Below are 23,495 nucleotides of genomic sequence, written 5' to 3' on the forward strand. Positions count from 1 at the left end.
AGGCGCGAAGGCAAGAGCTTGGCTTCCCAGAACACTCCCGCGCCCACCGCCGTGCCCGCCCTGCGGGTGCGTGACCTCCGCAAAACCTACGACAACGGCACCCAGGCGCTGAAGGGCGTCTCGCTGGACGTGGCCCCGGGCGACTTCTTCGCCCTGCTGGGCCCCAACGGCGCCGGCAAGTCGACCCTGATCGGCATCATCAGCTCGCTGGTGAACCTCAGCGAGGGCCAGGTCGAGGTCTTCGGCAGCGACCTGGTGCGCAACCGCAGCGCCACCATGCGCCTGATCGGCCTGGTCCCGCAGGAAATCAACTTCAACCTGTTCGAAAAGCCCTTCGACATCCTGGTCAACTACGCCGGCTTCTATGGCGTGGCCCGTGCCGAGGCCGAGAAGATGGCCGAAGAGGAGCTCAAGCGCGCCCACCTGTGGGAGAAGGCGCAGGTGATGAGCCGCACCCTGTCCGGCGGCATGAAGCGCCGGCTGATGATCGCCCGCGCGATGATGACCCGCCCGCGCCTGCTGATCCTGGACGAGCCGACCGCCGGCGTGGACATCGAGATCCGCCGCGACATGTGGCGCGTGCTCAAGGAGATCAACGCCGCCGGCACCACGATCATCCTGACCACGCATTACCTTGAAGAAGCCGAGCACCTGTGCCGGAACCTGGCCATCATCAACCACGGCCAGATCGTCACCCAGGGCCCGATGCGCGAACTGCTGGCCAAGCTGGACGTGGAAGGCTTCCTGTTCGACATCGACGGCAGCCTGCCGGCCCAGCTGCCGGAGATCGAGGGCGCGATCCTGATCGCCACCGACAGCCACACGCTGGACGTGGACATGCCGCGCGCGATGGACCTCAACCGGGTGTTTGAAGCCTTGAACGCTGCGGGCATCCGCGTGCGTTCGATGCGCACCAAGAGCAACCGCCTGGAGGAGCTGTTCGTGCGCCTCACCGGCAACCAGGAGAACGTGGCATGAGCAGCACCCCGACCCCGGTCCTGACCGACGGCCAGCGCAACCGCATCGCCCTGATGACCATCGTGCGCCGCGAAGTGGCGCGCATCCTGCGCATCTGGGGCCAGACCCTGGTGCCGCCAGCGATCACCATGACCCTGTACTTCCTGATCTTCGGCGGCCTGATCGGTTCGCGCGTGGGCGAGATGGGCGGCTACAGCTACATGCAGTTCATCGTGCCGGGCCTGGTGATGATGAGCGTGATCCAGAACAGCTACGGCAACATCAGCTCCTCGTTCTTCGGCGCCAAGTTCGGCCGCCACGTCGAAGAGCTGCTGGTCAGCCCGATGCCGAACTGGGTGATCCTGTGGGGCTATGTGTCCGGTGCTGTGCTGCGCGGCCTGATGGTCGGCGTGATCGTGCTGATCATCGCCATGTTCTTCACCCCCGTGCGCATCCCGCATCCGCTGGTGACGCTGACCACGGTGCTGCTGGGCGCGACGATCTTCTCGCTGGCCGGGTTCATCAACGCGGTATACGCCAAGAAGTTCGATGACGTGGCGATCGTGCCGACCTTCATCCTGACCCCGCTGACCTACCTGGGCGGTGTGTTCTATTCGGTGAAGCTGCTGCCGACCTGGGCCGAAGCCGCTACCCACGCCAACCCGATCTTCTACATGGTCAACGCGTTCCGCTACGGCCTGCTGGGCACCAGCGACGTGCCGCTGTGGGTCGCCTATGCGCTGATGATCGGCTTCGTGGTGGCGCTCACCGCGCTGGCGCTGTGGCTGCTGAAGCGTGGCGTGGGGATGCGCAGCTGATGCGCATCCTGATCCTCGGCGCCGGCGGGACCGGCGGGTACTTCGGTGGTCGCCTGGCCCAGGCCGGCGTGGATGTCACCTTCCTCGTCCGCCCGGCGCGTGCGGCGCAGCTGGCGGGCGAAGGGCTGGTGATCCGCAGCCCGCTGGGCGATGCAACCTTCCCGGTGAAGCACGTCACCGCCGACGCGTTGCCCGCGCTGGCGACGGCCGAGCCGTTCGACCTGGTGATCCTGAGCTGCAAGGCCTACGACCTCGCCAGCTCCATCGAGGCGATCGCCCCCGCGGTCGGCCCGCGCACCACGGTGCTGCCGATCCTCAACGGGCTGCGGCATTACGCCGATCTCGACGCACGCTTCGGCCGCGACGCAGTGCTGGGCGGGCTGTGCTTCATCAGCGCGACCAAGGCCAGCGACGGCGCGGTGGTGCATCTGGCGCCGGCGGCCAAGCTGACCTTCGGCGAGCGCGACGGCACCGGCAGCAGCGCGCGCGTGCTGGCGCTGGCGGCGGCCTGCGTGCAGGCGGGCGTGGACCACGTCGCCACCGATGCGATCGGCCAGGAGCAGTGGATCAAGTACACCTTCCTGACCACGCTGGCGGCGGCGACCTGCATGATGCGCGCCGATGTCGGCACGATCGTGGCGACCGATGACGGCGCGGCGATCGTGCGTGGCCTGTATGACGAGTGCGTGGCAGTGGCCGAGGCGGCCGGCGAGCCGATCCCGGGCAAGGCGCGCGAGATCGCGCTGGCCGCGACCACCCAGTCCGGCTCGGCGTTGAAAGCCTCCATGCTGCGCGATCTGGAGGCCGGCCAGCAGGTCGAGGCCGAGCACATCGTCGGCGACATGCTGGTACGGGCACGGGCGGCCGGCCAGGCCGCACCGCTGCTGGCCGTGGCCTATGCGCACCTGCAGGCCTACCAGCAGCAGCGCAAGGACTGAGCGTGCCGGCCGACACCGCACCGGCACGCGTGCTGGTGCTGGGCCTGGGCTACAGCGGGCGGCACCTGGCCGCCCTGCTGCACGCGCAGGGCATTGCCTGCAGCGGCACCGTGCGCGATCCCTCCCCCGCACCGGACGATGGTGTGATCCGCCACCGGCTGGCCGAGGGATACCCCATCGATGCGGCGCTGGAGGAGGCGATCCGCAGCGCCGACACGATCCTGTGCAGCATTCCGCCCGATGCCGAGGGTGATCCTGCGCTACGCCTGCTCGGCGAAGCGCTGCAGGATGCGCCCGCGCTGCGCTGGTTGGGCTATTTCTCTTCGACCGCCGTCTACGCCGATCGTGATGGCGGCTGGATCAACCTGCACGCGGCGGCCGATGCCACCGACGACACCGCACTGAAGCGCCTGCGTGCCGAAGGCCAGTGGCAGGCGTTCGCACAGGCGCGCGGCATCGCCTCGGCGGTATTCCGGCTGCCCGCGCTGTACGGGCGTGGGCGCAACGCGCTGGTCCAGTTGGCGCAGGGCACGGCGCGGCAGGTCGTGCGGCCGGGCCAGGTGTTCAACCGGCTGCACGTCGAAGACCTCGCCACCGCAGCGCTTGCAGCGATGCATCGCTCGCAGGAAAACGCGCTGTATCTGCCGGCCGACGATGAACCCGCCCCGTCGCAGGACGTGCTGGCGTATGCGGCGGCACTGAGTGGCGTGCCGCTGCCCGTCGCGCAGGCCTGGGATGACCCGGCCCTTCCTGCCTCGCTGCGGCGTTTCTACAGCAGCAACAAGCGCATCGACAGTCGCGGCACGCGCGAGGCATTGCAGTGGCAGCCGCGGTTCCCGACCTACCGCGAAGGGCTGGCCGATGCGTGGGCCCATGGAGACGGGCGGTAGCCCACGACCGTCGGTCGTGGGTGCCGCGCACCGACACGCGTACCGACCAACGGTCGGTACCTACCGGGTCTGCGGGAACCGGAAGAACGCGCGCGTGGCCGCCGTCGCATTGGCTGCCGTGGCTTCCACGTCCTCGCCACGATCGCGCGCCAGTTCCTCGACGATGTGCGAGAGGAACATCGGCTCGTTGCGGCGGTCCTTGGGCAACGGCTTGAGCGTGCGCGGCAGCAGGTACGGGGCGTCCGTCTCGATCATCAGCCGGTTGGCCGGGATGTGTTTGACCAGCTCGCGCAGGTGCGCGCCGCGGCGCTCATCGCACAACCAGCCGGTGATGCCGATGTACCAGTCCTGGTCCAGGTAGTCGAACAGCTCCTGGCGCTCGCCGGTGAAACAGTGCACCACGGCCGGGCCGAGCTTGCCGTCGAAGTTCTTCATCTGCGCCATGAAATCGGCATGCGCGTCGCGCTGGTGCAGGAACAGCGGCTTGCCGTTCTCCGCGGCCAGCTGCAGCTGACGCTCGAAGGCACGGTGCTGCGCCGGGCGCGGCGAGAAATCACGGAAGTAGTCCAGCCCGCACTCGCCCACGGCGACCACTTCGGCATGCGCATGCAGCGCGCGCATCTCCGCATCGCATTCGTCGGTGTATTCCACCGCATGGTGCGGGTGCACGCCAGCCGTCGCGTACAGGAAGCCGGGATGCTGCCGGGCCAGATCCAGCGCCATCGGCGAATGCTCGCGGCTGGCGCCGGTGATCACCATCTGCACTACCCCGGCCTCGCGCGCACGCGCCAGCACGGCGTCGCGGTCGCGATCGAAGGAGTCGTGGGTGAGGTTGGCGCCGATATCGATCAGTTGCATGGGGGGCTACAGGGCGGTAATCGCGCACATTGTAGCCCGCCACCTCGGCGGGTCATTCCGTGTTGCGGTCGTGGCGCTCCCAGCGGTGAGGCAGGTTGAGCGCAGCGCAGGGTTCGCAGACCAGCGCGCCATCGGGTTGACGGATGAACCGCATCCCCGCGTCGGGGCGCGCCACGCAGGACTCGCGCGATCCGCCGCCGACCAGCAACCGGAAGCCGTCTGCAGCGTGACACACGGTCAGGGTATTGAAGGTCGGCCCCATCCGACTGCGCGCGAACTGGCCGAAGAAGATGAAGGCCTGGTCGCCGGACACTTCCAACGAAGGAAAGTCCGGCGAGCGCAGGATGCCCTCCTCGTAGGCACGCCGGATCGACGCTTCGTCGCCCATCCCCTGCGGCAGGTAGCGCTGCTGGACGTCCGCACCCAGCAGGCGCGCCATCGGGTGGGCAGTGTCGGAGGGCGCGGCGCTGGCACCGCTGCATGCAGACAGCAGCAGTAGTAGTGACGCAAGCAGGAGATAGGGACGCATGGGCGTGAGAGAGGCGGGGCGCGCTACCAGATCACTCTCGACCTTCCAGGGTCAAGCCACGTTGGCGTCGGGGCGCTTATCCTTGACGCATGAAACCGCCTGTTTTCCCGATCTCCACGCTGCTTCCTCAGATTCTGAACGAACTGCGGCAGCACACCCGATTGGTGCTGGAAGCGCCACCCGGCGCCGGCAAGACCACCCAGGTGCCGCTGGCCCTGCTGGATGCGCCGTGGCTGGAAGGCCGGAAAATCATCATGCTGGAGCCGCGTCGTGTAGCCGCGCGCAGCGCCGCGCAGTTCATGGCGCGGCAGCTCGGTGAGGGCATCGGTGAGACCGTGGGTTACCGCATCCGCTTCGAGAACAGGATCTCCACGCGGACCCGTATCGAAGTGGTCACCGAGGGCATCCTGACCCGGATGCTGCAGGACGATCCGCTGCTCGAAGGCGTGGGCGCGCTGCTGTTCGATGAATTCCATGAGCGGCACCTGGCCGCCGATCTCGGTCTGGCGCTGGCGCTGGATGTGCAGTCGCAGCTGCGCGAGGACCTGCGCATCGTGGTGATGTCGGCCACGCTCGATGGCGAGCGACTGGCGCAGTTCCTCGATGCGCCGCGCCTGAGCAGCGAAGGCCGCAGCTTCCCGGTGACGGTCGCGCATTTCCCCGCGCGCCGCGACGAGGCGCTGGAGTCGCAGGCGCGGCGTGCGGTGGAGCAGGCCCTGGCCGAGCATCCCGGCGACGTGCTGGTGTTCCTGCCGGGCCAGCGCGAGATCACGCGCGTGCAGACGGCGTTGCAGGCCGTGCTCGACCCGGCCGTCCAGGTGCTGCCGTTGCACGGCGAACTGCCGGTGGACCAGCAGTCGCAGGTGCTGCAGCCCGATCCCGGTGGTCGCCGCCGCGTGGTGCTGGCCACCAACGTCGCCGAGTCCTCGGTGACCCTGCCCGGCGTGCGCGTGGTGATCGATGCGGGACTGGCGCGCGAGCCGCGCTACGACCCCAACAGCGGCTTTGCGCGCCTGGACGTGGTGAACATCGCGCAGGCCTCGGCCGATCAGCGTGCCGGGCGCGCTGGACGCGTGGCTGAGGGCTGGGCCTGGCGGTTGTGGCCGCAGTCGCAGCGGCTGGAGGCACAGCGACGGCCCGAGATCGCCCAGGTGGAGTTGGCCTCGCTGGCACTGGAACTGGCTGCGTGGGGCAGTGACGACCTCCGCTTCGTCGATACACCGCCCGCCGGTGCCCTGGCCGCCGCGCGGGAACTGCTGCAGCGCCTGGGCGCGCTAAGCGACAGCGGCACGCTGACCCCGCTGGGCCGGCGCATGCTGACCCTCGGCACGCATCCGCGGCTGGCGGCGATGCTGATGGCGGCAGGCAGTGGTGTCGAACAGGCACTCGCCTGCGATCTGGCCGCGCTGGTGGAAGCGCGCGATCCCCTGCGCCAGGGCGGTGACGCACTCGCGGCGCGGTGGCGTGCACTGGCCGCGTTCCGCCAGGGGCGCGCACCGCACGACGCGAACCGCGGTGGCCTGGCCACGATCGATGCCGCGAGCAGACAATGGCGGCGACGCCTGCGGTGTGATGCCGCGCCGCCGTCCTCGGTCGAAGCGCATCAACTCGGTGACCTGCTCGCCCATGCCTTCCCGGACCGCATCGCCGCCCGCCATCCCACCGATCCGCTGCGCTACCTGCTGGCCAACGGCCGCAGCGCGCGCCTGTTCGATCCCAGCGATCTGCGCGGCGAGCCGTGGCTGGTGGCGGTGGAACTGCGCTACGAGGCACGCGACGCGTTGCTGCTGCGCGCCGCGCCGGTGGACGAGAACCGCCTGCGCCGAGACTTCCCGGAGCGTTTCACGCAGGACGACGTGGTGCGTTGGGACGGCGAAAAGCGAGCGCTGGTCGCCCGCCGTGAGACCCGGTTCGATCGCATCGTGCTGGACAGCCGCTCGGCAGGCCGCGTGGACCCCGCCCACGCCGCGAAAGCCCTGACCGACGCCGTCGCCGAACTCGGCCTGGATGCCTTGCCGTGGACGGAGGGCCTGCGCCAATGGCAGGCGCGTGCGCTGGCGGTGCGCGCGTGGATGCCGGAACTGGATCTGCCGGACGTCTCCGATGCGGCCCTGGTGGCGACGCTGCCGACGTGGCTGACGCCTGCGTTCAACGGCAGGACGCGCCTGGATGCCCTTGATGAATCCGCCCTCGGTGAAGCGCTGAAGTCGCCGATGCCCTGGGCGCAACGCCAGCTGGTCGATCGCCACGCACCGGTCCGCATTGCCGTGCCTTCGGGCATGGAACGTCCGATCCATTACGCGCTCGACGCCGATGGCCTCACGCCGCAGGCGCCGGTGCTGGCGGTCAAACTGCAGGAACTGTTCGGCCTGAGCGATACCCCGCGCATCGCCGACGGCCGCATTCCGCTGACGCTGCATCTGCTCTCCCCCGGCGGTCGCCCGCTGCAGGTCACCCAGGACCTGCGCAATTTCTGGGCGAACACCTATGCGGAAGTGAAGAAGGAAATGAAGGGCCGCTACCCGCGCCACCCGTGGCCGGACGACCCGTGGACGGCCAACGCGACCCACCGGGCGAAACCGCGCGGCACCTGAGCACGCCCCACCACCACCGTCACCGGATACGCGCATTCATGGCTGGCGCCTGACCGTGCCGCGTCCAAGCCCGCCTCCAACGGTGGGGAGCGGCTACAGTCGTGATGCGGCCGTAGCAGGCGGATGACGCCCCGTACACGGCCCACGCGACACACTGGAACAGAACCTCAGGCAAGGACCCCCCATGAGCAGATTGACTGTGATTACCGACCGCGCCCTCGAGCGCGCCCTGGACATCGCCAGCACCGCTGGTGACGGCCTCAAGCATGCCGGCAGCAACCTGCGCCACTTCGGCCCGCAGGCCACCGACTGGATCAAGACCGGCGCCGCACTCGGCGCGGTCAAGACCGGCAGCAAAGTGGCTGCCAAGGTGGTGCGCCGCAATCCGGCCGTGACCATCGCAGCCGCGGCGGTCGGCGTGGGCCTGCTGGGCTACGCGCTGTACCGCAAGCAGCAGAAGAAGAAGCTGGCCAACGGTGGCGTGGTGAACGGCCAGGCGCAGCGCATCAGCGCCCGCAACCGCCGCAACGACACCGTGGTGGATGAGACCAGCGATATCGGCAGCGACGCCTGATCCGCTGACGCATCACCGCATGCGTATCGAAACCGCCGGTCTCCACCGGCGGTTTTTTAGTGTCCGATCTCCCGCCACTGCCCGGGTAGCAGGTCGCCGATCGCATGCTCGCCCATCGAGACACGTACCAACCGCAGCGTCGGCAGTCCGACCGCGGCGGTCATGCGGCGTACCTGCCGGTTGCGGCCCTCGCGCAGGGTGATGGCCAGCCAGGCATCGGGCACCGTCTTGCGGAAGCGGACCGGTGGCGTGCGCGGCCACAGCCCGGGCGGCGGTTCCAACCGTTCGACACCCGCCGGCAAGGTAGGCCCATCGTTGAGCAGCACGCCACGGCGCAGCGCCTGCACCTGTTCATCGGCCACCGTGCCTTCCACCTGCACCCAATAGGTCTTGTCGGCCTTGTGGCGCGGATCGGTCAACTGGTGCGCCAGGCCGCCATCATCGGTGAGCAGCAGCAGGCCTTCACTGTCGTAGTCCAGGCGTCCGGCCGCATACACCGCCGGCGGCAACCCGAAGCCGGCCAGGGTCGCGCGCGGCGGCTGGCTGCGGTCGGTGAACTGGCACAGCACGTTGAACGGTTTGTTGAAGGCGATCAGCATCGAGGCAACAGCGGCGGTGGGATGGCCCATTGTCCCATCCCCGTGGTGCCGCCGCGATCCGCCCGATCGTCAGCCGATGACGTTCATCTTGAGCAGGAAGTAGACGAGCACCAGCACCACGCCGCAGACATTGGCGATGCGGGCTTCCCGTGCCCAGCGCCCCGTGGCGGGCGCGTTGAACGCGCTGCGTCCATCCAGCGCAGCGCCCGTGAGCAGCAGCCCGAACCCGGCCGCCCCCATCAGATCGTAGCCGTGCTGCCCGTAAAACACGAAATCAACGATCTTGATCAGCGTCATCGCCGCAAGACCGATCAACAGCAGCTTCTTCAATGGTGCATTCCTTTACCGTCCCTGGAACGCGCGGGCAATGGCCCGCGCGCCCTGTCTCATGCGCGGGTTTCTTACTTGCCCGGCTTCACGAAGCGCAGCGTCATGCGGTCGCTTTCACCGATCGCCTGGTACTTGGCCTCGTCGGCCGCGTCATGCTGGTTGGTCGGCGGCAGCGTCCACACACCGTTCGGGTAATCCTTGGTGTCGCGCGGATTGGTATTGATCTCGCTGCTGCCCGCCAGTTCGAAACCGGCAGCCTTGGCCATCGCGATCACCTGCTGCTGGCCCACGTAACCGGTCTTGTCGTCGGCCGGCACGTCGGCCTTGGCACGGTGTTCCACCACGCCGAGCACGCCGCCCGGCTTGAGCACCGAGAAGAAGCCTTTGAACATGCCCTCGGCCTGGCCGCTGCTGCGCCAGTTGTGCACGTTGCGGAAGGTCAGCACCACATCGGCCGAGTTGGCCGGGCCGAACACCGGGGCCTTCGGGTCATAGGCGACTACGCGGCTCTTGCCGAACACCGCGGCGTCACCGGCGAACTTCTTTTCAAGTCCCTCTCGGCTGCGCTGCTGGTAATCGCGGCCACGCCCTTCCGCCACGGCCATCGGATCGACCACGGCGGCCACGTACTGGCCCTTCTCGTGCAGCAGCGGCGCCAGGATCTCCGAGTACCAGCCGTTGCCCGGGGTGATCTCGATGACGGTCTGGCCAGGCGCAACGCCGAAGAACGACAGGGTCTGTGCCGGATGGCGGTACGCATCGCGCTTGACGTTGGCCGGATCGCGGCGGCTGTCCTGCACGGCCTTCTGCACGGCCGGGGTGATCGCGACCTGCGCGTTCGGGCCGGCGGGCTTGATGGCCATCGCGGGCGCGGCAAGCATCAGGGTGGAGACAGTGAACAGGCAGGCACAGGTCAACGAACGGGCTTTCATCGGCGGGGCTTCCGGTAGCGGGATGCGGCGAGACTAGCAGCCAAGCGTGCACAGGTGTTCACAAAGCGTTAGTGCGGCGCAGCAATCCGGAACACTGTTTTGTGCCTGCTGCCGCAACGCTGTCACCACGCCGGCCGTATCCTGTGGAAACGATTCCCAGGGAGAACATCACCCATGACTGCTACGCGCGAACTCGGTCGTTCCGGCCTCCATGTCGCCCCCATCGCCTTCGGCGGCAATGTCTTCGGCTGGAGTGCGGACGAGAAGACCTCCTTCGCCCTGCTCGATGCCTTCGTCGATGCCGGCTTCAACCTGGTCGATACCGCCGATGCGTATTCGGCGTGGGTGCCCGGCAACCAGGGCGGTGAATCGGAGACCATCCTGGGCCGCTGGTTCAAGCACAGTGGCAAGCGTGACAAGGTGGTGCTGGCGACCAAGGTGGCCAAGTGGGCCGAGCGCCCCGGCCTGTCCGCCGACAACATCACCGCCGCGGTGGAAGACTCGCTGCGCCGCCTGCAGACCGATGTGATCGATCTGTACCAGGCGCACGAAGATGACGAATCCACCCCGCTGGAAACCACGCTGGCCGCCTTCGGCCGCCTGATCGAACAGGGCAAGGTGCGTGCGATCGGTGCCTCCAATTACACCGCCGAGCGCCTGCGCGACGCCTTGAAGGTCTCCGCGGACTACAGACTGCCGCGCTATGAAACGCTGCAGCCGGAGTACAACCTGTACGACCGCGCCGGTTACGAGGCCGGGCTGGAAGCGGTGGTGCGCGAGGCACAGCTGGGCGTGATCAGCTATTACTCGCTGGCCAGCGGCTTCCTCAGTGGCAAGTACCGCAGCGCCGCCGATGCGGCCAAGAGCAGCGCGCGCGGCCAGAAAGTGGTGGACACGTACGTCAATCCGCGTGGGCTGCGCATCCTGACGGCGCTGGACGACGTGGCCAGCACGCATGGCGTGAGCCCCTCGCAGATCGCGATCGCCTGGTTGATCGCACGCCCGGGCATCACTGCACCGATCGTGAGTGCGACCAGTGTCGAGCAGTTGAAGGATGTGCTGGCCGCCGCGAACGTCGCGCTGTCGGCGCAGGAGGTACAGCAGCTGGATGCGGCGAGCGCCGAACAGGCCTGAACCCGACGTTCTCTGTTACGGACAGCCGCCGCAGGGCGGCTGTTTCTGTTTCCGGCCGGGGCCGGGCGCCCTCACCTCAGCGACTGGCGCGGCTGTCCTCGGCGACCAGCGCGTGGTGCAGGCTCACGCCGGCGCGTACGCCTTCGGCACTGGCCAGGCTGATATTGCCGACCAGGGTGGCATCGCCCGCCGCGTAGATGCCGGGCACGCTGGTCTGCTTGCCGGGGTCCACCTGGACCAGCACGCCGATGGGACTCTCTTCCAGCGCGCAGCCGAGCTGTTCGACCAGCGGTGCCGCCATGTGCTGCCGCGCGGTGACGAACAGCGCGCGCAGTTCGACCCGGCGCCCATCCGCCAGCACGGCGGCACTCAGCGCCGGCGCCTCGCCTTCCAACCCGACCACGGCTGTGTGTTCGATGCTGACACCGCGGTGCTGCAGGGCCGCGAGTTCCTCCGGTGCCAGGGTCATGCCCTGTGCGAACAGGGTGACCTCGCCCCAGTCGGCGAGCAGCGCGGCCATCGTCGCCGACTTCTCGTGTCCACCCAGCAGGCCGATCGCCCCGCCGCCGATTTCATAACCATGGCAGTACGGGCAGTGCACCACGCTATGGCCCCAGCGTTCGGCCAGGCCGGGCAGTTCGGGCAGTTCGTCGCGGATGCCGGTCGCCAGCAGCAGCTTGCGCGTGGCCCAGGTGTCGCCGTTTTCGGTAGCCACCACGAAGCCATCGACCGTCGGTTGCGCGCGGGTCGCGGTGTCGCTGATCCAGCGCACGGTGGGATAGTCGAGCAGCTGCGCCTTCGCGTTGCGCAGCAGCTCGGCGCCGGCGATGCCGTCCTGGCCGAGCACGCCGTGCGAATGCGCGGCGAAGCGGTTGCGCGGCAGGCCGCTGTCGATCACCAGCACGTCGCGGCGGGCGCGGGCCAGGATCAGGGCGGCGGACAGGCCGGCGAAACTGCCGCCGACGACAATCGCATCAAACGTCATGGGGAACTCCTGCAGCGTGGTGGGCCAGGTGGCGGGCGAATTCGTCGCCCAGCGTGGCCAGGGTGGTGTCGCGCAGGCGGGCCTCGAGCAGGGCCTGGGCCTGGCGGTAACTGTCGTCGAGCGCTTCGTTGACCACGCGCTGCACCGGGCAGCCGCGGCCGGTCTCGCGCGCACCGGTGTGCAGAAGCGCGGGCGCACCGATGGCGACGTAGACGTCGTGCAGGGTGATCTCCGCCGGCGGCCGTGCCAGTTGGCTGCCGCCACCGTGGCCACGCACGGTGGTCACCAGGCCGCCCTTGTGCAGGGCCGACAACAGGCGCCGGATCACGACCGGATGGGTCGGCAGGCAGGTGGCGAGCTGCTCGGAGGTGCGCGGGCCGTCCTGGCCGACCAGATGGGCCATGACGTGGAGTGCATCGGAGAACTGGTTGCTGGATTTCATGTAACAACGATAGTTACATATTAGTTGCCTGTCCAGTCCTGTTTCGTTCCATGTGTGACCAAAATTCATCTACACGCCATCGTCACAACCTTTAATGGAACGGTAACCGTGATTGGCGTCGCACTTCAGCCTGTTCCTCACAGACCGATACCGCATCGCCCTTCCTTACTTTTGATCTCTCATGACGTCCTCCGCATCGGCGCGTCCACGCGCCCTGAGTCTTCATTTCAAACTGCTGGGCGCGCTGTCGCTCGGCCTGGTCATCATCGTGCTGGCCGCCTTGGCGGGGCTGGGTTCTGCCTGGCGCAACCTCTCGGCCGAGGTGCCGGTAGAGGTCGCCCGGCAGGCACAGGCCGAGCTGCTGCAGCGCGAGTTCCGCCTGCAGGTGCAGGAGTGGAAGAACGTGCTGATCCGCGGTGCGGACGCTGCACAGCGCGAACGCCACCTGGCGGCATTCGATGCGGAAGGACGCCGCATCGAAGCGTTGGCCGGCACGCTCGCCACCAGCCGCGACGAACAGACGCGCACACTGGCCAACCAGTTCCTGGCCGAGCACCGTGCGCTGGAGGCCCGCTACCGTGGCGCGCTGGAGGCGTTCGCGGCCAGTGGCTATGACACGCAGGCCGGCGACGCGCTGGTGCTCGGAGCCGACCGTGCCGTGGGCACCACGCTGGATGCGCTGGCCGCGCGCGCCAGCGAACGTGCCACGTTCGAAACCCATGCCACCTCCGAGCGCGCGCGCGCCGCGCTGGTGGCATCGGCGGTCACCACGGCGCTGGCCGCCGTGGTGCTGATGGGGGTGCTGGCGGTGTGGCTGCGACGCGCCGTGATCGCCCCGGTGGTCGCCGTGGAAGCCGCCGCCCGTGCTGTCGCCCGTGGCGATCTGGAGCATGCGGTGGTGGTGCGCAGCCGCGATGAGATCGGCCGCCTGGGCACGGCCATGGCCGAGGTCACCCAGACCCTCAAGGCCGTGCTGGCTGCCCAGGCGACGATGGCGCAGCGCCACGATGCGGGCGAGATCAGTTACCGCATGGATGCGTCCGTGTTCCCCGGCGGCTATGGCCAGATGGTGCGCGACACCAACACCCTGGTCGCCAACCACATCCAGGTGAAGCTGCGGGCGATCGAGATCATGGGCCATTACGCGGTCGGTGACCTGTCGGTGGACATGGAACGCCTGCCCGGCGAGAAGGCGGTGATCACCCAGGCGCTGGATACGGCCAAGGCCAACCTCGGTGCGATCAATGCCGAGATCAAGCGGCTGGCCGCAGCGGCCGCCGTGGGCGATTTCAGCCAGCGCGGCGATGAAGCGCGCTACCAGCACGACTTCGGCGAGATGGTCGGCGGCCTCAACCGCCTGATGCAGACCACCGAGCAGGATCTGGGCGAGGTCTCGCGCGTGCTGCAGGCGATCGCCGGCGGTGATCTCAGCGCGCGCATGCACGGTGATTTCCACGGCGTGTTCGCGCGCATGCGCGATGACATGGCGCGCACCACCGGCCAGCTGACCACGATCGTCGGCGACATCAAGCAGGCCGCGCAGTCGATCCAGACCGCGGCCGGCGAGATCGCCGCGGGCAACAGTGACCTGTCGCGCCGTACCGAGCAGCAGGCGGCCAATCTGGAAGAGACCGCCGCTTCGATGGAAGAGCTGACCTCCACCGTGCGCCAGAACGCCGAGCACGCGCGACAGGCCAACCAGCTCTCGATCAGCGCCGCGTCCGTCGCTTCGCAGGGCGGTGCGGTGGTCGGCCAGGTGGTCACCACCATGAGCGCCATCCAGTCCTCATCGCGCCAGATCGCCGAGATCATCAGCGTCATCGACGGCATCGCGTTCCAGACCAACATCCTCGCGCTCAACGCCGCCGTGGAGGCCGCGCGCGCCGGTGAGCAGGGCCGTGGTTTCGCGGTGGTCGCCAGCGAAGTGCGTACCCTCGCGCAGCGCTCGGCGGGTGCCGCCAAGGAGATCAAGGCCCTGATCGATCAGTCCGTGGCCGATGTCGACAGTGGCGCGGCATTGGTCCAGCAGGCCGGGCAGACCATGGGCGAGATTGTCGGCAGCGTGCAGCGCGTCACCGACATCATGGCCGACATCGCCGCCGCGTCGCAGGAGCAGTCGGCCGGCATCGAGCAGGTCAACCAGACCGTCGTGCAGATGGACGAAACCACGCAGCAGAACGCCGCGCTGGTCGAGGAAGCCTCGGCGGCGGCGCGCAGCATGGAAGAGCAGGCCGTCGCCTTGAATGCGGCGGTGGATGTGTTCGTGCTGGATGCGGGACGCGGTGCGGTGGGCGGATTGGCCCGCGCCGCGTGATGCAGCCGTAGTGCCGGCCGCTGGCCGCTGGCCGGCAACCGTATGCAGCGGACATCGCGACGGTGCCGGCCAGCGGCCGGCACTACCGGACGTAGGGGGTGCCCACCATGGCCTCGGCCAGGTGATCGAGGAACGAGCTGATCCGCGCCGAGACCGCCGTGTTGCGGTAGTACACGGCGTGGATCGGCTGGCGGACTTCCACGGTGATCTCCGGCAGCAGCTGCACCAGGTCGCCGGCCTCGCGGTCGCGGTGGGTCATGAAGTCGGACAGGCAGACGATGCCGACCCCTTCCAACGCGAGCCGGCGCAACGTTTCGCCGCTGGACACCGCCACCGCCGGGCGCACGTGCAGCAGCGCGTCGGTCGCGCCGGGCAGTGGCCAGTGGTTGAGCGAATCGGGCTCGTTGAAGCCGAGGAGCGTGTGCTCGCCGAGTGCCGCCACATCGCGCGGGGTGCCGTGCTGCTGCAGGTAGGCCGGGCTGGCCATCACGCGCAGGCGGCTGTGGGCCAGCGGCCGCGCATGCAGGGTGGAATCGGCCAGCGGCCCGATCCGGATGGCGACATCGGTGCGCCGCTCCAGCAGGTCGATGTAGCGCTCGCTGCTGTTGAGCTCCAGGGCGACGTCGGGATAGCGCGCCCGGTAGCTGGCCACCAGCGGGGCGATCACATGCAGCACGAAGGGCATCGCTGCATCCACGCGCAGGCGGCCGGCCGGGCGTTGGCGCCGCGCGGCGATCTGCTCCTCGGCCGCTTCCACGGAGGCCACGATCGCGCGGGCCTGGGCGAGGAAGGCGTCGCCTTCTTCCGTCAGCTGCAGGCGCCGCGTGGTACGGGTCAACAGCGTGGTGCCAAGCTTTTCCTCCAGCCGGCCCAGCGCCCGGCTGACCCCGGAGGTGGTCTGGCCCAGTTGCTCGGCGGCGGCGGTGATCGAGCCGCTGTCGATCACGGCGATGAAGGCCTGCATCTCATCCAGGGTGGTTTTCATGGCGGCGGCACGGTGGAGGTGCTCCATTATTGACCATGGGGCAACAGTGATTGGCGTGAAGGCCGCTTTTTCCGCAAGAGTACGGCGCGCAGACTGCGCAGCCTCACTCCCCACCGGTATCCGTCCATGTCCCGTGGTATCCCCTTGGCCTTGTTGGCGTTGACGCTGGGTGCGTACGCCATCGGCACCACTGAATTCGTCATCGTCGGCCTGATTCCGACCATCGCCGCCGACCTCGGCGTCACCCTGCCCTCGGCCGGCCTGCTGGTGTCGCTGTATGCACTGGGCGTGGCGGTCGGTGCGCCGGTGCTCACCGCGCTGACCGGCCGGGTGCCGCGCAAGACCCTGCTGGTCGCGCTCATGCTGCTGTTCACCCTCGGCAACGTGATCGCCTGGATGGCCCCGGGCTACGGCTCGCTGATCGTGGCGCGCGTGCTGACCGGCCTGGCGCACGGTGTGTTCTTCTCGATCGGCTCGATCATCGCCACCTCGGTGGTGCCCAAGGAAAAGGCCGCCAGTGCGATCGCGATCATGTTCACCGGCCTCACCGTGGCGCTGGTCACCGGCGTGCCGCTGGGTACCTTCATCGGCCAGCACCTGGGCTGGCGCGCGACCTTCCTGGCCGTGGCCGCGCTCGGCGTGATCGCGCTGATCGGCAGCCTGCTGTTCGTCCCGCGCAACCTCCAGCGCAGCGCGCCGGCCACGTTCGGCCAGCAGCTCGCCGTGCTCGCACAGCCACGCCTGCTGCTGGTGTATGCGATCACCGCGCTCGGCTACGGCGGCACCTTCCTGTCGTTCACCTACCTGGCCTCGATCCTGCAGGACGTCACCGGCTTCTCCGCCAATGCGGTCAGCGGCGTGCTGCTGGTGTATGGCGTGTCGGTGGCGATCGGCAACCTGTGGGGCGGCCGCCTGGCTGACCGTCGCGGCCCGATCCCGGCACTGAAGCTGATCTTCGCGTTGCTGGCCGCCGTGCTGTTCGTGCTCACCTTCACCGCCTACAACACCTGGCTGGTGCTGCTGACCGTGCTGGCGCTGGGTGCGGTGGCGTTCGGCAACGTGCCCGGCCTGCAGGTGTACGTGGTCAAGCAGGCGCAGCGGTTCGCCCCGCAGGCCGCCGATGTGGCCTCGGGCCTGAACATCGCCGCGTTCAACGTCGGCATCGCGCTCGGTGCTTCGCTGGGTGGCCTGGTGGTCGATCACTTCGGCCTGATGCACACCCCGTGGCTCGGCGCGCTGGTGGTGATGGGCGCCTTCGGCCTGACCGCATGGAGTGGCCGCCTGGACCGTCGCGATGGTGTGGCCGACCGCGCCGAAGGCATCGCGGTGAGTGCGCATTGATCGATCCGGACCGACGGTTCGCCTTACGCGACAGCAGTCGCCCAACGATTCGTTTCACGCAACCGCAGCCGACCAACGGTCGGCTCTACGTCGCTTTACGGTGCACGGCGTAGCCTGCACCTCACCCCATGAAGGAGTTTCCATGAGCATTCCCGCATTCGGCCTCGGCACCTTCCGCCTGAAGGGCCAGACCGTGATCGACTCGGTCCGCAACGCACTGGACGTCGGCTACCGCGCCATCGATACCGCACAGATCTACGAGAACGAGGCCGAGGTCGGCCAGGCCATCGCCGAATCCGGCGTGGCCCGCGATGATCTGTTCCTCACCACCAAGATCTGGATCGCCAACTTCCAGCACGACACGTTGCTGGCCAGCCTGCGCGAGAGCCTGCGCAAGCTGCGCACCGACCACGTCGAGCTGACCCTGATCCACTGGCCGTCGCCGAAGGATGCCGTGCCGATGGCCGAGTACCTGGGCGCGCTGGCCGAGGCCAAGTCGCTCGGGCTGACCGGGCAGATCGGCATCTCCAACTTCACCATCGCCCAGACCCGCCAGGCCATCGACATCCTCGGGGCCGACGCGATTGCGACCAACCAGATCGAAGTCCACCCGTACCTGCAGAACCGCGCGCTGATCGCGTTCCTGAAGGAACAGGGCATCCATGTCACCGCCTACATGAGCCTGGCCTACGGCGAAGTGCTCAAGGACCCGGTGATCCAGGCCATCGCCGGCCGCCACCAGGCCACCCCGGCGCAGGTCGCGCTGGCCTGGGCGTTGCAGCAGGGCTTTGCGGTGATTCCGTCCTCGACCAAGCGCGACAACCTGGCCGGCAACCTGCTGGCGGCCGAGCTGCGCTTGAGCGATGAGGACATGGCGCAGATCGCCACGCTGGACCGCGGGCATCGCCTGGCCAACCCGGAAGCGATCGCGCCGGCCTGGGATTGATCGGTAGCGCCCGACCGTTGGTCGGGCGTGGGTGGTGCGTGCCGACCAACGGTCGGCACCTACCGGAAGAGCCAGCGCCCGATCAACGGCGTGGACATCATCGGGTAGTGCCGGCCGCTGGCCGGCATCACCGGAGGTGCGTGGCCGGTATCACCGCAACCAGTCCCGCATTGCCGCGCTGACCTCGTCAGGCTTTTCCATCGGGGCCAGATGCCCACAGTCGGGCAGCACGACCAGGTTCGAGTGCGGCACCAGCGCATGCATCTCCTCGCTGATCGCCAGCGGGGTGATGCGGTCGTTCGCACCGCACACGATCAACAGCGGATCGCGGTACCCCGCCAGCACATCATGTCCATCCACCCGGTCCAGTGCGCTCTGGCGCAGGAACACCTCCGCGCCCAGCCGCGCCGTCATGTCGCGCACGCGCTGGACCAGCACGTAATCATCCAGCCGCGAGGCGTCGATATAGCTGCGCATCAGGGTGTCGCCGAAGCCGTGGAATTTCCCGGGCAGGCGCACGCTGGCCCGCTGGGTCTGGCGCTGCTTGGCACGCTCGGGCGAGTCGGCATGGATCGAGGTGTCGATCAGGGCCAGCCGCAACACCCGTTCCGGCGCGGTGCGCAGGATCGCCTGCGCCACGAAGCCGCCCAGCGAGAATCCCGCCAGGGCAAAGCGCGCCGGTGCCTGTGCCAGCACGTCCTCGACCACCGCCTGCATCGTCTCGCCGCGGGTCTGGTCGCCGACGATGCAGTCGGCGATATCGGACAGGTCGGCGATCTGCGCACGCCAGAGTTCAGCGTCGTTGAGCAGGCCGGGGAGCAGCAGCAGGGGGAGGCGATCGGTCATCCCGTATTGTCGCCCCGCCCACGTGCACGCGCCGTACCGCGATCGGCTCAGTGCGTTGCAGGATCGGGCGCCTGCGGCACCTGTACGTCCTGCACCGGCAGCGTCACCACCATCACCGTCGAATCGTCCGGGTCGAGCCGGGTCTTGAAGCCGAGGCTCTGGCACATCGCCAGCATGGTGCTGTTCTCGCGCAGCACCTGGCCTTCGATGATGTTCAGGCCCAGCCACTGCGCGTACTCGATCATGATCGCCATCAGCCGCCAGCCGATGCCATGGCCCTTGAGGTCGGAACGGATCAGGATGCCGTACTCGCCACGGTCGTAGTCCGCATCGGCATGCAGCCGCACCGCGCCGAGCATGTCGCCGCTGCGCGGGTCGATCGCCACCAGCGCGATGGAGCGCGCGTAGTCGAGCTGGGTCAGGCGCGCGATGAATTCGTGGCTGAAGTGCTTCACCGACTGGAAGAAGCGCAGGCGCAGGTCGTCGTCGGTGACCCGGGCGAAGAACGCGCGGAACAGCGCGTCATCCTCGGGGCGGACCGGGCGCACGAAGGCCGGCGCGCCGTCGGACAGAGTGATGGTGCGCTCCCACTCCTTCGGGTACGGAAACACCGCGAAGCGCGGATGCCCGCGGCCCTTGTGCAGCTTGCGCGACGGTTCGATCGCCACGCGCGCATCCAGCGCGATCACGCCATCACGGTCGGCGAGCAGCGGATTGATGTCGAGCGTGCGGATCTCGGGAATGTCGGCGGCCAGCTGGGCGAGCTTGACCAGGATCAGCGCGACCGCGCGTTCGTCGGCGGCCGGGACATCGCGGTAGGCCTTGAGGATGCGCGACACGCGCGTGCGCCCGATCAGTTCGTGCGACAGGCGCAGGTCCAGCGGTGGCAGGGCGATGGCCTTGTCATCGATCACTTCGACGGCGGTGCCGCCACGGCCGAACACGATCACCGGGCCGAAGGTCGGGTCGTCGGCAATGCCGGCGATCAGCTCGCGCGCCTTGGGCCGCACGATGGTGGGTTGCACCAGCACGCCATCGATGCGCGCATCCGGTCGCTTTTCGTGCGCGCGCGCGATGATCGAGGTGGCTGCCGCATGCACGGATTGCAGGGTACTGAGGTTCAAGCGCACGCCGTCGACATCGGACTTGTGCGGGATGTCGGCCGAGAACACCTTGATCGCCACCGTGGCGCCCTGTTCCAGCAACGGCTGGGCCAGGTCCATCGCCTCGTGGGCATCACGGGCCTGCATCACCGGCGCCGACGGAATGCCGTAGGCGGTGAGCAGCTGGTGGGTGGCGATCGGGTCCAGCCACTGCTGACCGGCGGCGAGCGCGGTGTCCACCAGCGCACGCGCGCCGGCGGTATCGACCACGAAATCCTCTGGCAGGCTGGGCGGAGTTTCCATCAACGCGGCCTGCGCATCCCGGTAGCGCACCAGATGCTGGAAGCCGCGGACGGCCTCGGCTTCGGTGGGATAGGTCGGCACGCGCGCGGCGTTGAGCGTGGCGGTGGCACGGTCGTCGTTGCCCAGCCAGACCGCGAATACCGGCTTGTCGCGGTGATGGCGGGGACGCAGGCCAAGCGTGCGGGTCAGGGCCTGCGCGGCATCGGCCGAGGAGGTGAACGCGGTGGGCACGTTGACCACCAGCACGGCGTCGTTCTCGGTATCGGACATCAGCGCTTCGATCGCGGCGGCGTAGCGGTCGCCATCGGCGTCGACCACGATGTCGACCGGATTGCTGCGCGACCAGCCTTGCGGCAGCACCGCATCGAGCTGGGCGACGGTGGCCGGCGACAGCTCGGCCAGGCTGCCGCGCAGGGCCAGCAGTTGATCCACCGCCAGCCGCCCCACCCCGCCGCCATTGCTCAGGATCGCCAGCCGACGCCCGGGGAACGTGCCGAGCCGGCCAAGCGTTTCGGCGGCGGTGAACAGTTCGTCCAGCGCGCTCACGCGCAGCAGGCCCGCGCGGTTGAATGCCGCGCCGTAGACCGCATCGGCGCTGGCCAGCGCCTGCACATGGGTATCGGCATCGGGGTTGATGCGGATGTGGCGGCCGGATTTGACCACCACCACCGGCTTGGCGCGCGCGGCGGCACGCGCGGCCGACATGAACTTGCGCGCATCGCGGATGTGTTCGACGTAGAGCAGGATGGCGCGGGTGCGGTAATCGGTGGCGAAGTAATCGAGCAGGTCGCCGAAGTCGACATCCAGCGTGTCGCCCAGCGAGACCACGGCGGAGAAACCGACCGAGCGTGCCACACCCCACTCCACCAGGGCCGCGGCGATCGCGCTGGATTCGGAGATCAGGGCCAGGTCACCGGCCTGCGGGAAATGCGCGGCGATGCTGGCGTTCAAGCGCGCATGCGGGGCGATCACGCCCAGGCAGTGCGGGCCGAGGATGCGCAGGCCCTTGGGCCGGGCGGCCGCCTCCACCTGCGCGGCCAGCGAGCCCGGGCCTTCGCCCAGGTTGGCGGTGAGGATGATCGCCGCACTGACGCCGCGCTCGGCGGCGGTGGCCACCACCTGCGGCACGATGCTGGCCGGGGCGGTGATCACCACCAGTTCCGGCACCCAGTCCAGGTCCTTGAGCCGCTTCACGGTGCGGATGCCGTCGATCTCGCTGTAACGCGGATTGATCCAGGCGACCTTGCCGGGGAACCCGGTGTCGCGCAGATTGCGCATCACCGCACGGCCGGCGGAGCGTTCACGCGGGCTGCCGCCGATCACGGCGACCGACTGCGGGCGGAAGACGGCTTGCAGGTGGTAGGTGCTCATGCGACCAGACAGTAACAGGGACGGAGGTGGTTAATAACCACCTCCGTCCCTGTTATTAACTACCTCCGTCCCCGTTAAAGGAGGGTGCCGCGCAGGATCATCGCGGCGATGCTGAAGTAGATGACCAGGCCGGTGACGTCGACCAGCGTGGCCACGAACGGGGCCGAGGCGCTGGCCGGGTCGAAGCCCAGGCGCTTGAGGATGAAGGGCAGCATCGAGCCGGACAGCGAGCCGAAAGTGACGATGCCGACCAGCGCCGCGCCGATCGTCAGCGCCAGCAGCTGCCAGTGCTCGCCGTAGTCGTGCAGGCCCAGCAACTGCCAGGACACGATGCGGATGATCGCCAGCACGCCCAGGATCGCGCCCAGGGTGATGCCGGTCGGCACCTCGCGCAGCGCCACCTTCCACCAGTCGCGCAGGCGCAGCTCGCGCAGGGCCAGGCTGCGGATCAGCAGCGAAGTGGCCTGCGAGCCGGAGTTGCCGCCCGAGCTCATGATCAACGGGATGAACAGCGTCAGCACCACCGCACGCGCCAGTTCGTCCTCGTAGTGCTGCATCGCGCTGGCGGTCAGCATTTCGCCGAGGAACAGCACGCTCAGCCAGCCCGCCCGCTTGCGCAGCATCTCGAAGAAGCCGATCTGCATGTACGGCTTTTCCAGCGCTTCCATGCCGCCGAACTTGTGCACGTCCTCGGTGGATTCTTCGATCAGTGCATCCAGGATGTCATCCACGGTGACGATGCCGAGCACGTGGTGCTGCGCATCGACCACCGGGATCGCGAGCAGGTCGTGGCGACGGATCAGCTGCGCGACCTCTTCCTGGTCCATCTGCACCTCCACCGTCACCGGCGGGTTGACCTGGGCGACGTCGAGGATGGGTTCCTCGGGCAGCCCGGTGATCAGCCGGCGCATGGTCACCACCTGCACCAGCGCGCGGGTGTGCGGGTCCAGCACGTAGATCGCGTACACCGTCTCGCGGGTGCGCTCGACCTCGCGGATGTGCTGCAGGGTGCGCCCGACCGTCCAGTCCGAAGGCACGCTGACGAACTCGGTGGTCATCAGCGCACCGGCGGTGTGCGCCGGGTAGCTCAGCAGCTGCTGGATCGCCTTGCGCGCTTCCGGGCTGAGCAGCGGGATCAGGCGCGCACGCTCGTCCTCGTCCAGCTCGTGGACGATATCGGTCGCGCGATCGTCGGCCATCAGCCCGAGCAGGGCGGCCGCGCGGGCCACAGGCATGGCCGCCACGAGATCGCCCCCGCGGTTGAGCTCGGGCTGTTCGAGCATCTTCACCGCACGCGGCAACGGCAACGCGGCCAGCGTGTCGGCGGCGCGCGACAGGCTCAGCGTGTTGAGGAATTCCACCGCATCGGCGGTGTTGAAATTATCGAGGGGTGCGCTCAACGAGGCGGCATCGGCCACCGGGCGCAGCAGGTCTTTCTGGTTCATCGTATTCGCCTGTGGGTATCGCATTGCGCGACGCCAACGCTGGCGAACCGACCCGTGTCAGGCGGTAGCCATCGCTGGCGTCGAGCAAGGTCGACTTCTACTGTCGCTGGACATGGGTTGGAGACTCCGGAGGGGTGTACTGCCGACGGCGGACGCGCCAGCAGCGGCGGGCAGTCTGGACCCGGGTGTGACGCAGGTCAACCCTTGGGCCGCGGCCCGTTCGGGTGACAGTGGCCTTCGGCGTCCATGCCGGCCGCATAA

General features: G+C 68.5%; 21 protein-coding genes. 10 read left to right on the forward strand and 11 right to left on the reverse strand.

The features are described 5' to 3' along the window. Window positions 1-18 precede the first annotated feature (18 nt). From AB9O74_RS06980 to AB9O74_RS06995, 4 genes are read left to right on the forward strand one after another with little or no spacing between them, the layout of a single operon-like run. On the forward strand, window positions 19-978 hold the full coding sequence (locus AB9O74_RS06980) for an ABC transporter ATP-binding protein (RefSeq protein WP_176987856.1): 960 nt from the start codon (window positions 19-21) through the stop codon (window positions 976-978). After that, entirely contained in the window at window positions 975-1,775 is an 801-nt protein-coding gene (locus AB9O74_RS06985; protein WP_019185458.1) for an ABC transporter permease, read from the forward strand. Before AB9O74_RS06980 ends, AB9O74_RS06985 begins: the two co-directional genes overlap by 4 nt. After that, window positions 1,775-2,713 carry a 2-dehydropantoate 2-reductase gene (gene panE / locus AB9O74_RS06990; protein ID WP_369348860.1) on the forward strand — a complete coding sequence of 313 codons (939 nt, stop codon included), beginning with the start codon at window positions 1,775-1,777 and terminating at the stop codon, window positions 2,711-2,713. The genes AB9O74_RS06985 and panE overlap by 1 nt, the downstream gene beginning before the upstream one ends. Window positions 2,714-2,715: 2 nt before the next feature. After that, window positions 2,716-3,603 (forward strand): epimerase, encoded by an 888-nt coding sequence (locus AB9O74_RS06995; protein WP_369348861.1) that lies wholly within the window; start codon window positions 2,716-2,718, stop codon window positions 3,601-3,603. Between the two features lie 60 nt (window positions 3,604-3,663). Here the strand turns inward: AB9O74_RS06995 and AB9O74_RS07000 are convergent, their stop codons facing one another. Both AB9O74_RS07000 and AB9O74_RS07005 read right to left on the reverse strand, forming a co-directional pair. Then, entirely contained in the window at window positions 3,664-4,461 is a 798-nt protein-coding gene (locus tag AB9O74_RS07000; RefSeq protein WP_179459745.1) for a TatD family hydrolase, read from the reverse strand. 52 nt (window positions 4,462-4,513) lie between these two features. Further along, the gene (locus AB9O74_RS07005) at window positions 4,514-4,900 is read right to left on the reverse strand and encodes a hypothetical protein (RefSeq protein WP_369348862.1); all 387 of its coding nucleotides are present in this window, start codon (window positions 4,898-4,900) and stop codon (window positions 4,514-4,516) included. A gap of 179 nt (window positions 4,901-5,079) precedes the next feature. Here AB9O74_RS07005 and hrpB point away from each other — a divergent pair, with 179 nt between their 5' ends. Continuing rightward, a complete protein-coding gene (gene hrpB, locus AB9O74_RS07010; protein WP_369348863.1) occupies window positions 5,080-7,584 on the forward strand; it encodes an ATP-dependent helicase HrpB in 2,505 nt (834 codons plus the stop codon). 184 nt (window positions 7,585-7,768) lie between these two features. Beyond that, the gene (locus AB9O74_RS07015; protein ID WP_019185464.1) at window positions 7,769-8,158 is read left to right on the forward strand and encodes a hypothetical protein; all 390 of its coding nucleotides are present in this window, start codon (window positions 7,769-7,771) and stop codon (window positions 8,156-8,158) included. A 56-nt stretch (window positions 8,159-8,214) separates the two neighbouring features. Here the strand turns inward: AB9O74_RS07015 and AB9O74_RS07020 are convergent, their stop codons facing one another. The 3 genes from AB9O74_RS07020 to AB9O74_RS07030 form a co-directional block, all read right to left on the reverse strand. Then, complete coding sequence (locus tag AB9O74_RS07020; protein ID WP_369348922.1) at window positions 8,215-8,757, reverse strand: pseudouridine synthase; 543 nt, start codon at window positions 8,755-8,757, stop codon at window positions 8,215-8,217. A 69-nt stretch (window positions 8,758-8,826) separates the two neighbouring features. Continuing rightward, the gene (locus AB9O74_RS07025) at window positions 8,827-9,087 is read right to left on the reverse strand and encodes a hypothetical protein (protein WP_123729856.1); all 261 of its coding nucleotides are present in this window, start codon (window positions 9,085-9,087) and stop codon (window positions 8,827-8,829) included. Between the two features lie 71 nt (window positions 9,088-9,158). After that, a complete protein-coding gene (locus AB9O74_RS07030; protein ID WP_241696387.1) occupies window positions 9,159-9,968 on the reverse strand; it encodes a class I SAM-dependent methyltransferase in 810 nt (269 codons plus the stop codon). Between the two features lie 225 nt (window positions 9,969-10,193). On the opposite strand from AB9O74_RS07030, the gene AB9O74_RS07035 reads away from it, so the two are divergent. Continuing rightward, window positions 10,194-11,153 carry an aldo/keto reductase gene (locus tag AB9O74_RS07035; RefSeq protein ID WP_369348864.1) on the forward strand — a complete coding sequence of 320 codons (960 nt, stop codon included), beginning with the start codon at window positions 10,194-10,196 and terminating at the stop codon, window positions 11,151-11,153. A gap of 76 nt (window positions 11,154-11,229) precedes the next feature. Here the strand turns inward: AB9O74_RS07035 and AB9O74_RS07040 are convergent, their stop codons facing one another. Beyond that, window positions 11,230-12,138, reverse strand: a complete 909-nt coding sequence (locus tag AB9O74_RS07040) for an NAD(P)/FAD-dependent oxidoreductase (RefSeq protein WP_369348865.1) — start codon at window positions 12,136-12,138, stop codon at window positions 11,230-11,232. Beyond that, window positions 12,128-12,580, reverse strand: coding sequence for an Rrf2 family transcriptional regulator (locus AB9O74_RS07045; protein WP_369348866.1), 453 nt, complete (start codon window positions 12,578-12,580; stop codon window positions 12,128-12,130). Before AB9O74_RS07045 ends, AB9O74_RS07040 begins: the two co-directional genes overlap by 11 nt. Before the next feature lie 181 nt (window positions 12,581-12,761). Here AB9O74_RS07045 and AB9O74_RS07050 point away from each other — a divergent pair, with 181 nt between their 5' ends. Continuing rightward, the gene (locus AB9O74_RS07050) at window positions 12,762-14,894 is read left to right on the forward strand and encodes a methyl-accepting chemotaxis protein (protein ID WP_369348867.1); all 2,133 of its coding nucleotides are present in this window, start codon (window positions 12,762-12,764) and stop codon (window positions 14,892-14,894) included. Between the two features lie 82 nt (window positions 14,895-14,976). Here AB9O74_RS07050 and AB9O74_RS07055 read toward each other — a convergent pair whose 3' ends face one another. Next, complete coding sequence (locus AB9O74_RS07055) at window positions 14,977-15,879, reverse strand: LysR substrate-binding domain-containing protein (protein ID WP_369348868.1); 903 nt, start codon at window positions 15,877-15,879, stop codon at window positions 14,977-14,979. Between the two features lie 126 nt (window positions 15,880-16,005). Between AB9O74_RS07055 and AB9O74_RS07060 the strand changes: the two genes are divergently transcribed. Together AB9O74_RS07060 and dkgB are read left to right on the forward strand one after the other, a co-directional pair. Beyond that, window positions 16,006-17,220, forward strand: coding sequence for an MFS transporter (locus AB9O74_RS07060; RefSeq protein WP_369348869.1), 1,215 nt, complete (start codon window positions 16,006-16,008; stop codon window positions 17,218-17,220). Between the two features lie 142 nt (window positions 17,221-17,362). Then, window positions 17,363-18,166, forward strand: a complete 804-nt coding sequence (gene dkgB / locus AB9O74_RS07065; protein WP_369348870.1) for a 2,5-didehydrogluconate reductase DkgB — start codon at window positions 17,363-17,365, stop codon at window positions 18,164-18,166. Between the two features lie 150 nt (window positions 18,167-18,316). Here the strand turns inward: dkgB and AB9O74_RS07070 are convergent, their stop codons facing one another. The 3 genes from AB9O74_RS07070 to mgtE all read right to left on the reverse strand — a co-directional run bounded on the left by AB9O74_RS07070 (window position 18,317) and on the right by mgtE (window position 23,234). After that, window positions 18,317-19,012 carry an alpha/beta fold hydrolase gene (locus AB9O74_RS07070; protein ID WP_176987842.1) on the reverse strand — a complete coding sequence of 232 codons (696 nt, stop codon included), beginning with the start codon at window positions 19,010-19,012 and terminating at the stop codon, window positions 18,317-18,319. A gap of 47 nt (window positions 19,013-19,059) precedes the next feature. After that, complete coding sequence (locus AB9O74_RS07075; protein WP_369348871.1) at window positions 19,060-21,789, reverse strand: bifunctional acetate--CoA ligase family protein/GNAT family N-acetyltransferase; 2,730 nt, start codon at window positions 21,787-21,789, stop codon at window positions 19,060-19,062. Between the two features lie 74 nt (window positions 21,790-21,863). After that, window positions 21,864-23,234, reverse strand: coding sequence for a magnesium transporter (mgtE, locus tag AB9O74_RS07080; RefSeq protein ID WP_176987840.1), 1,371 nt, complete (start codon window positions 23,232-23,234; stop codon window positions 21,864-21,866). Window positions 23,235-23,495: the final 261 nt, after the last annotated feature.

The organism is Stenotrophomonas sp. JAG2, from assembly GCF_041080745.1.
GTDB classification, from domain to species: Bacteria; Pseudomonadota; Gammaproteobacteria; order Xanthomonadales; family Xanthomonadaceae; genus Stenotrophomonas; species Stenotrophomonas maltophilia_AA.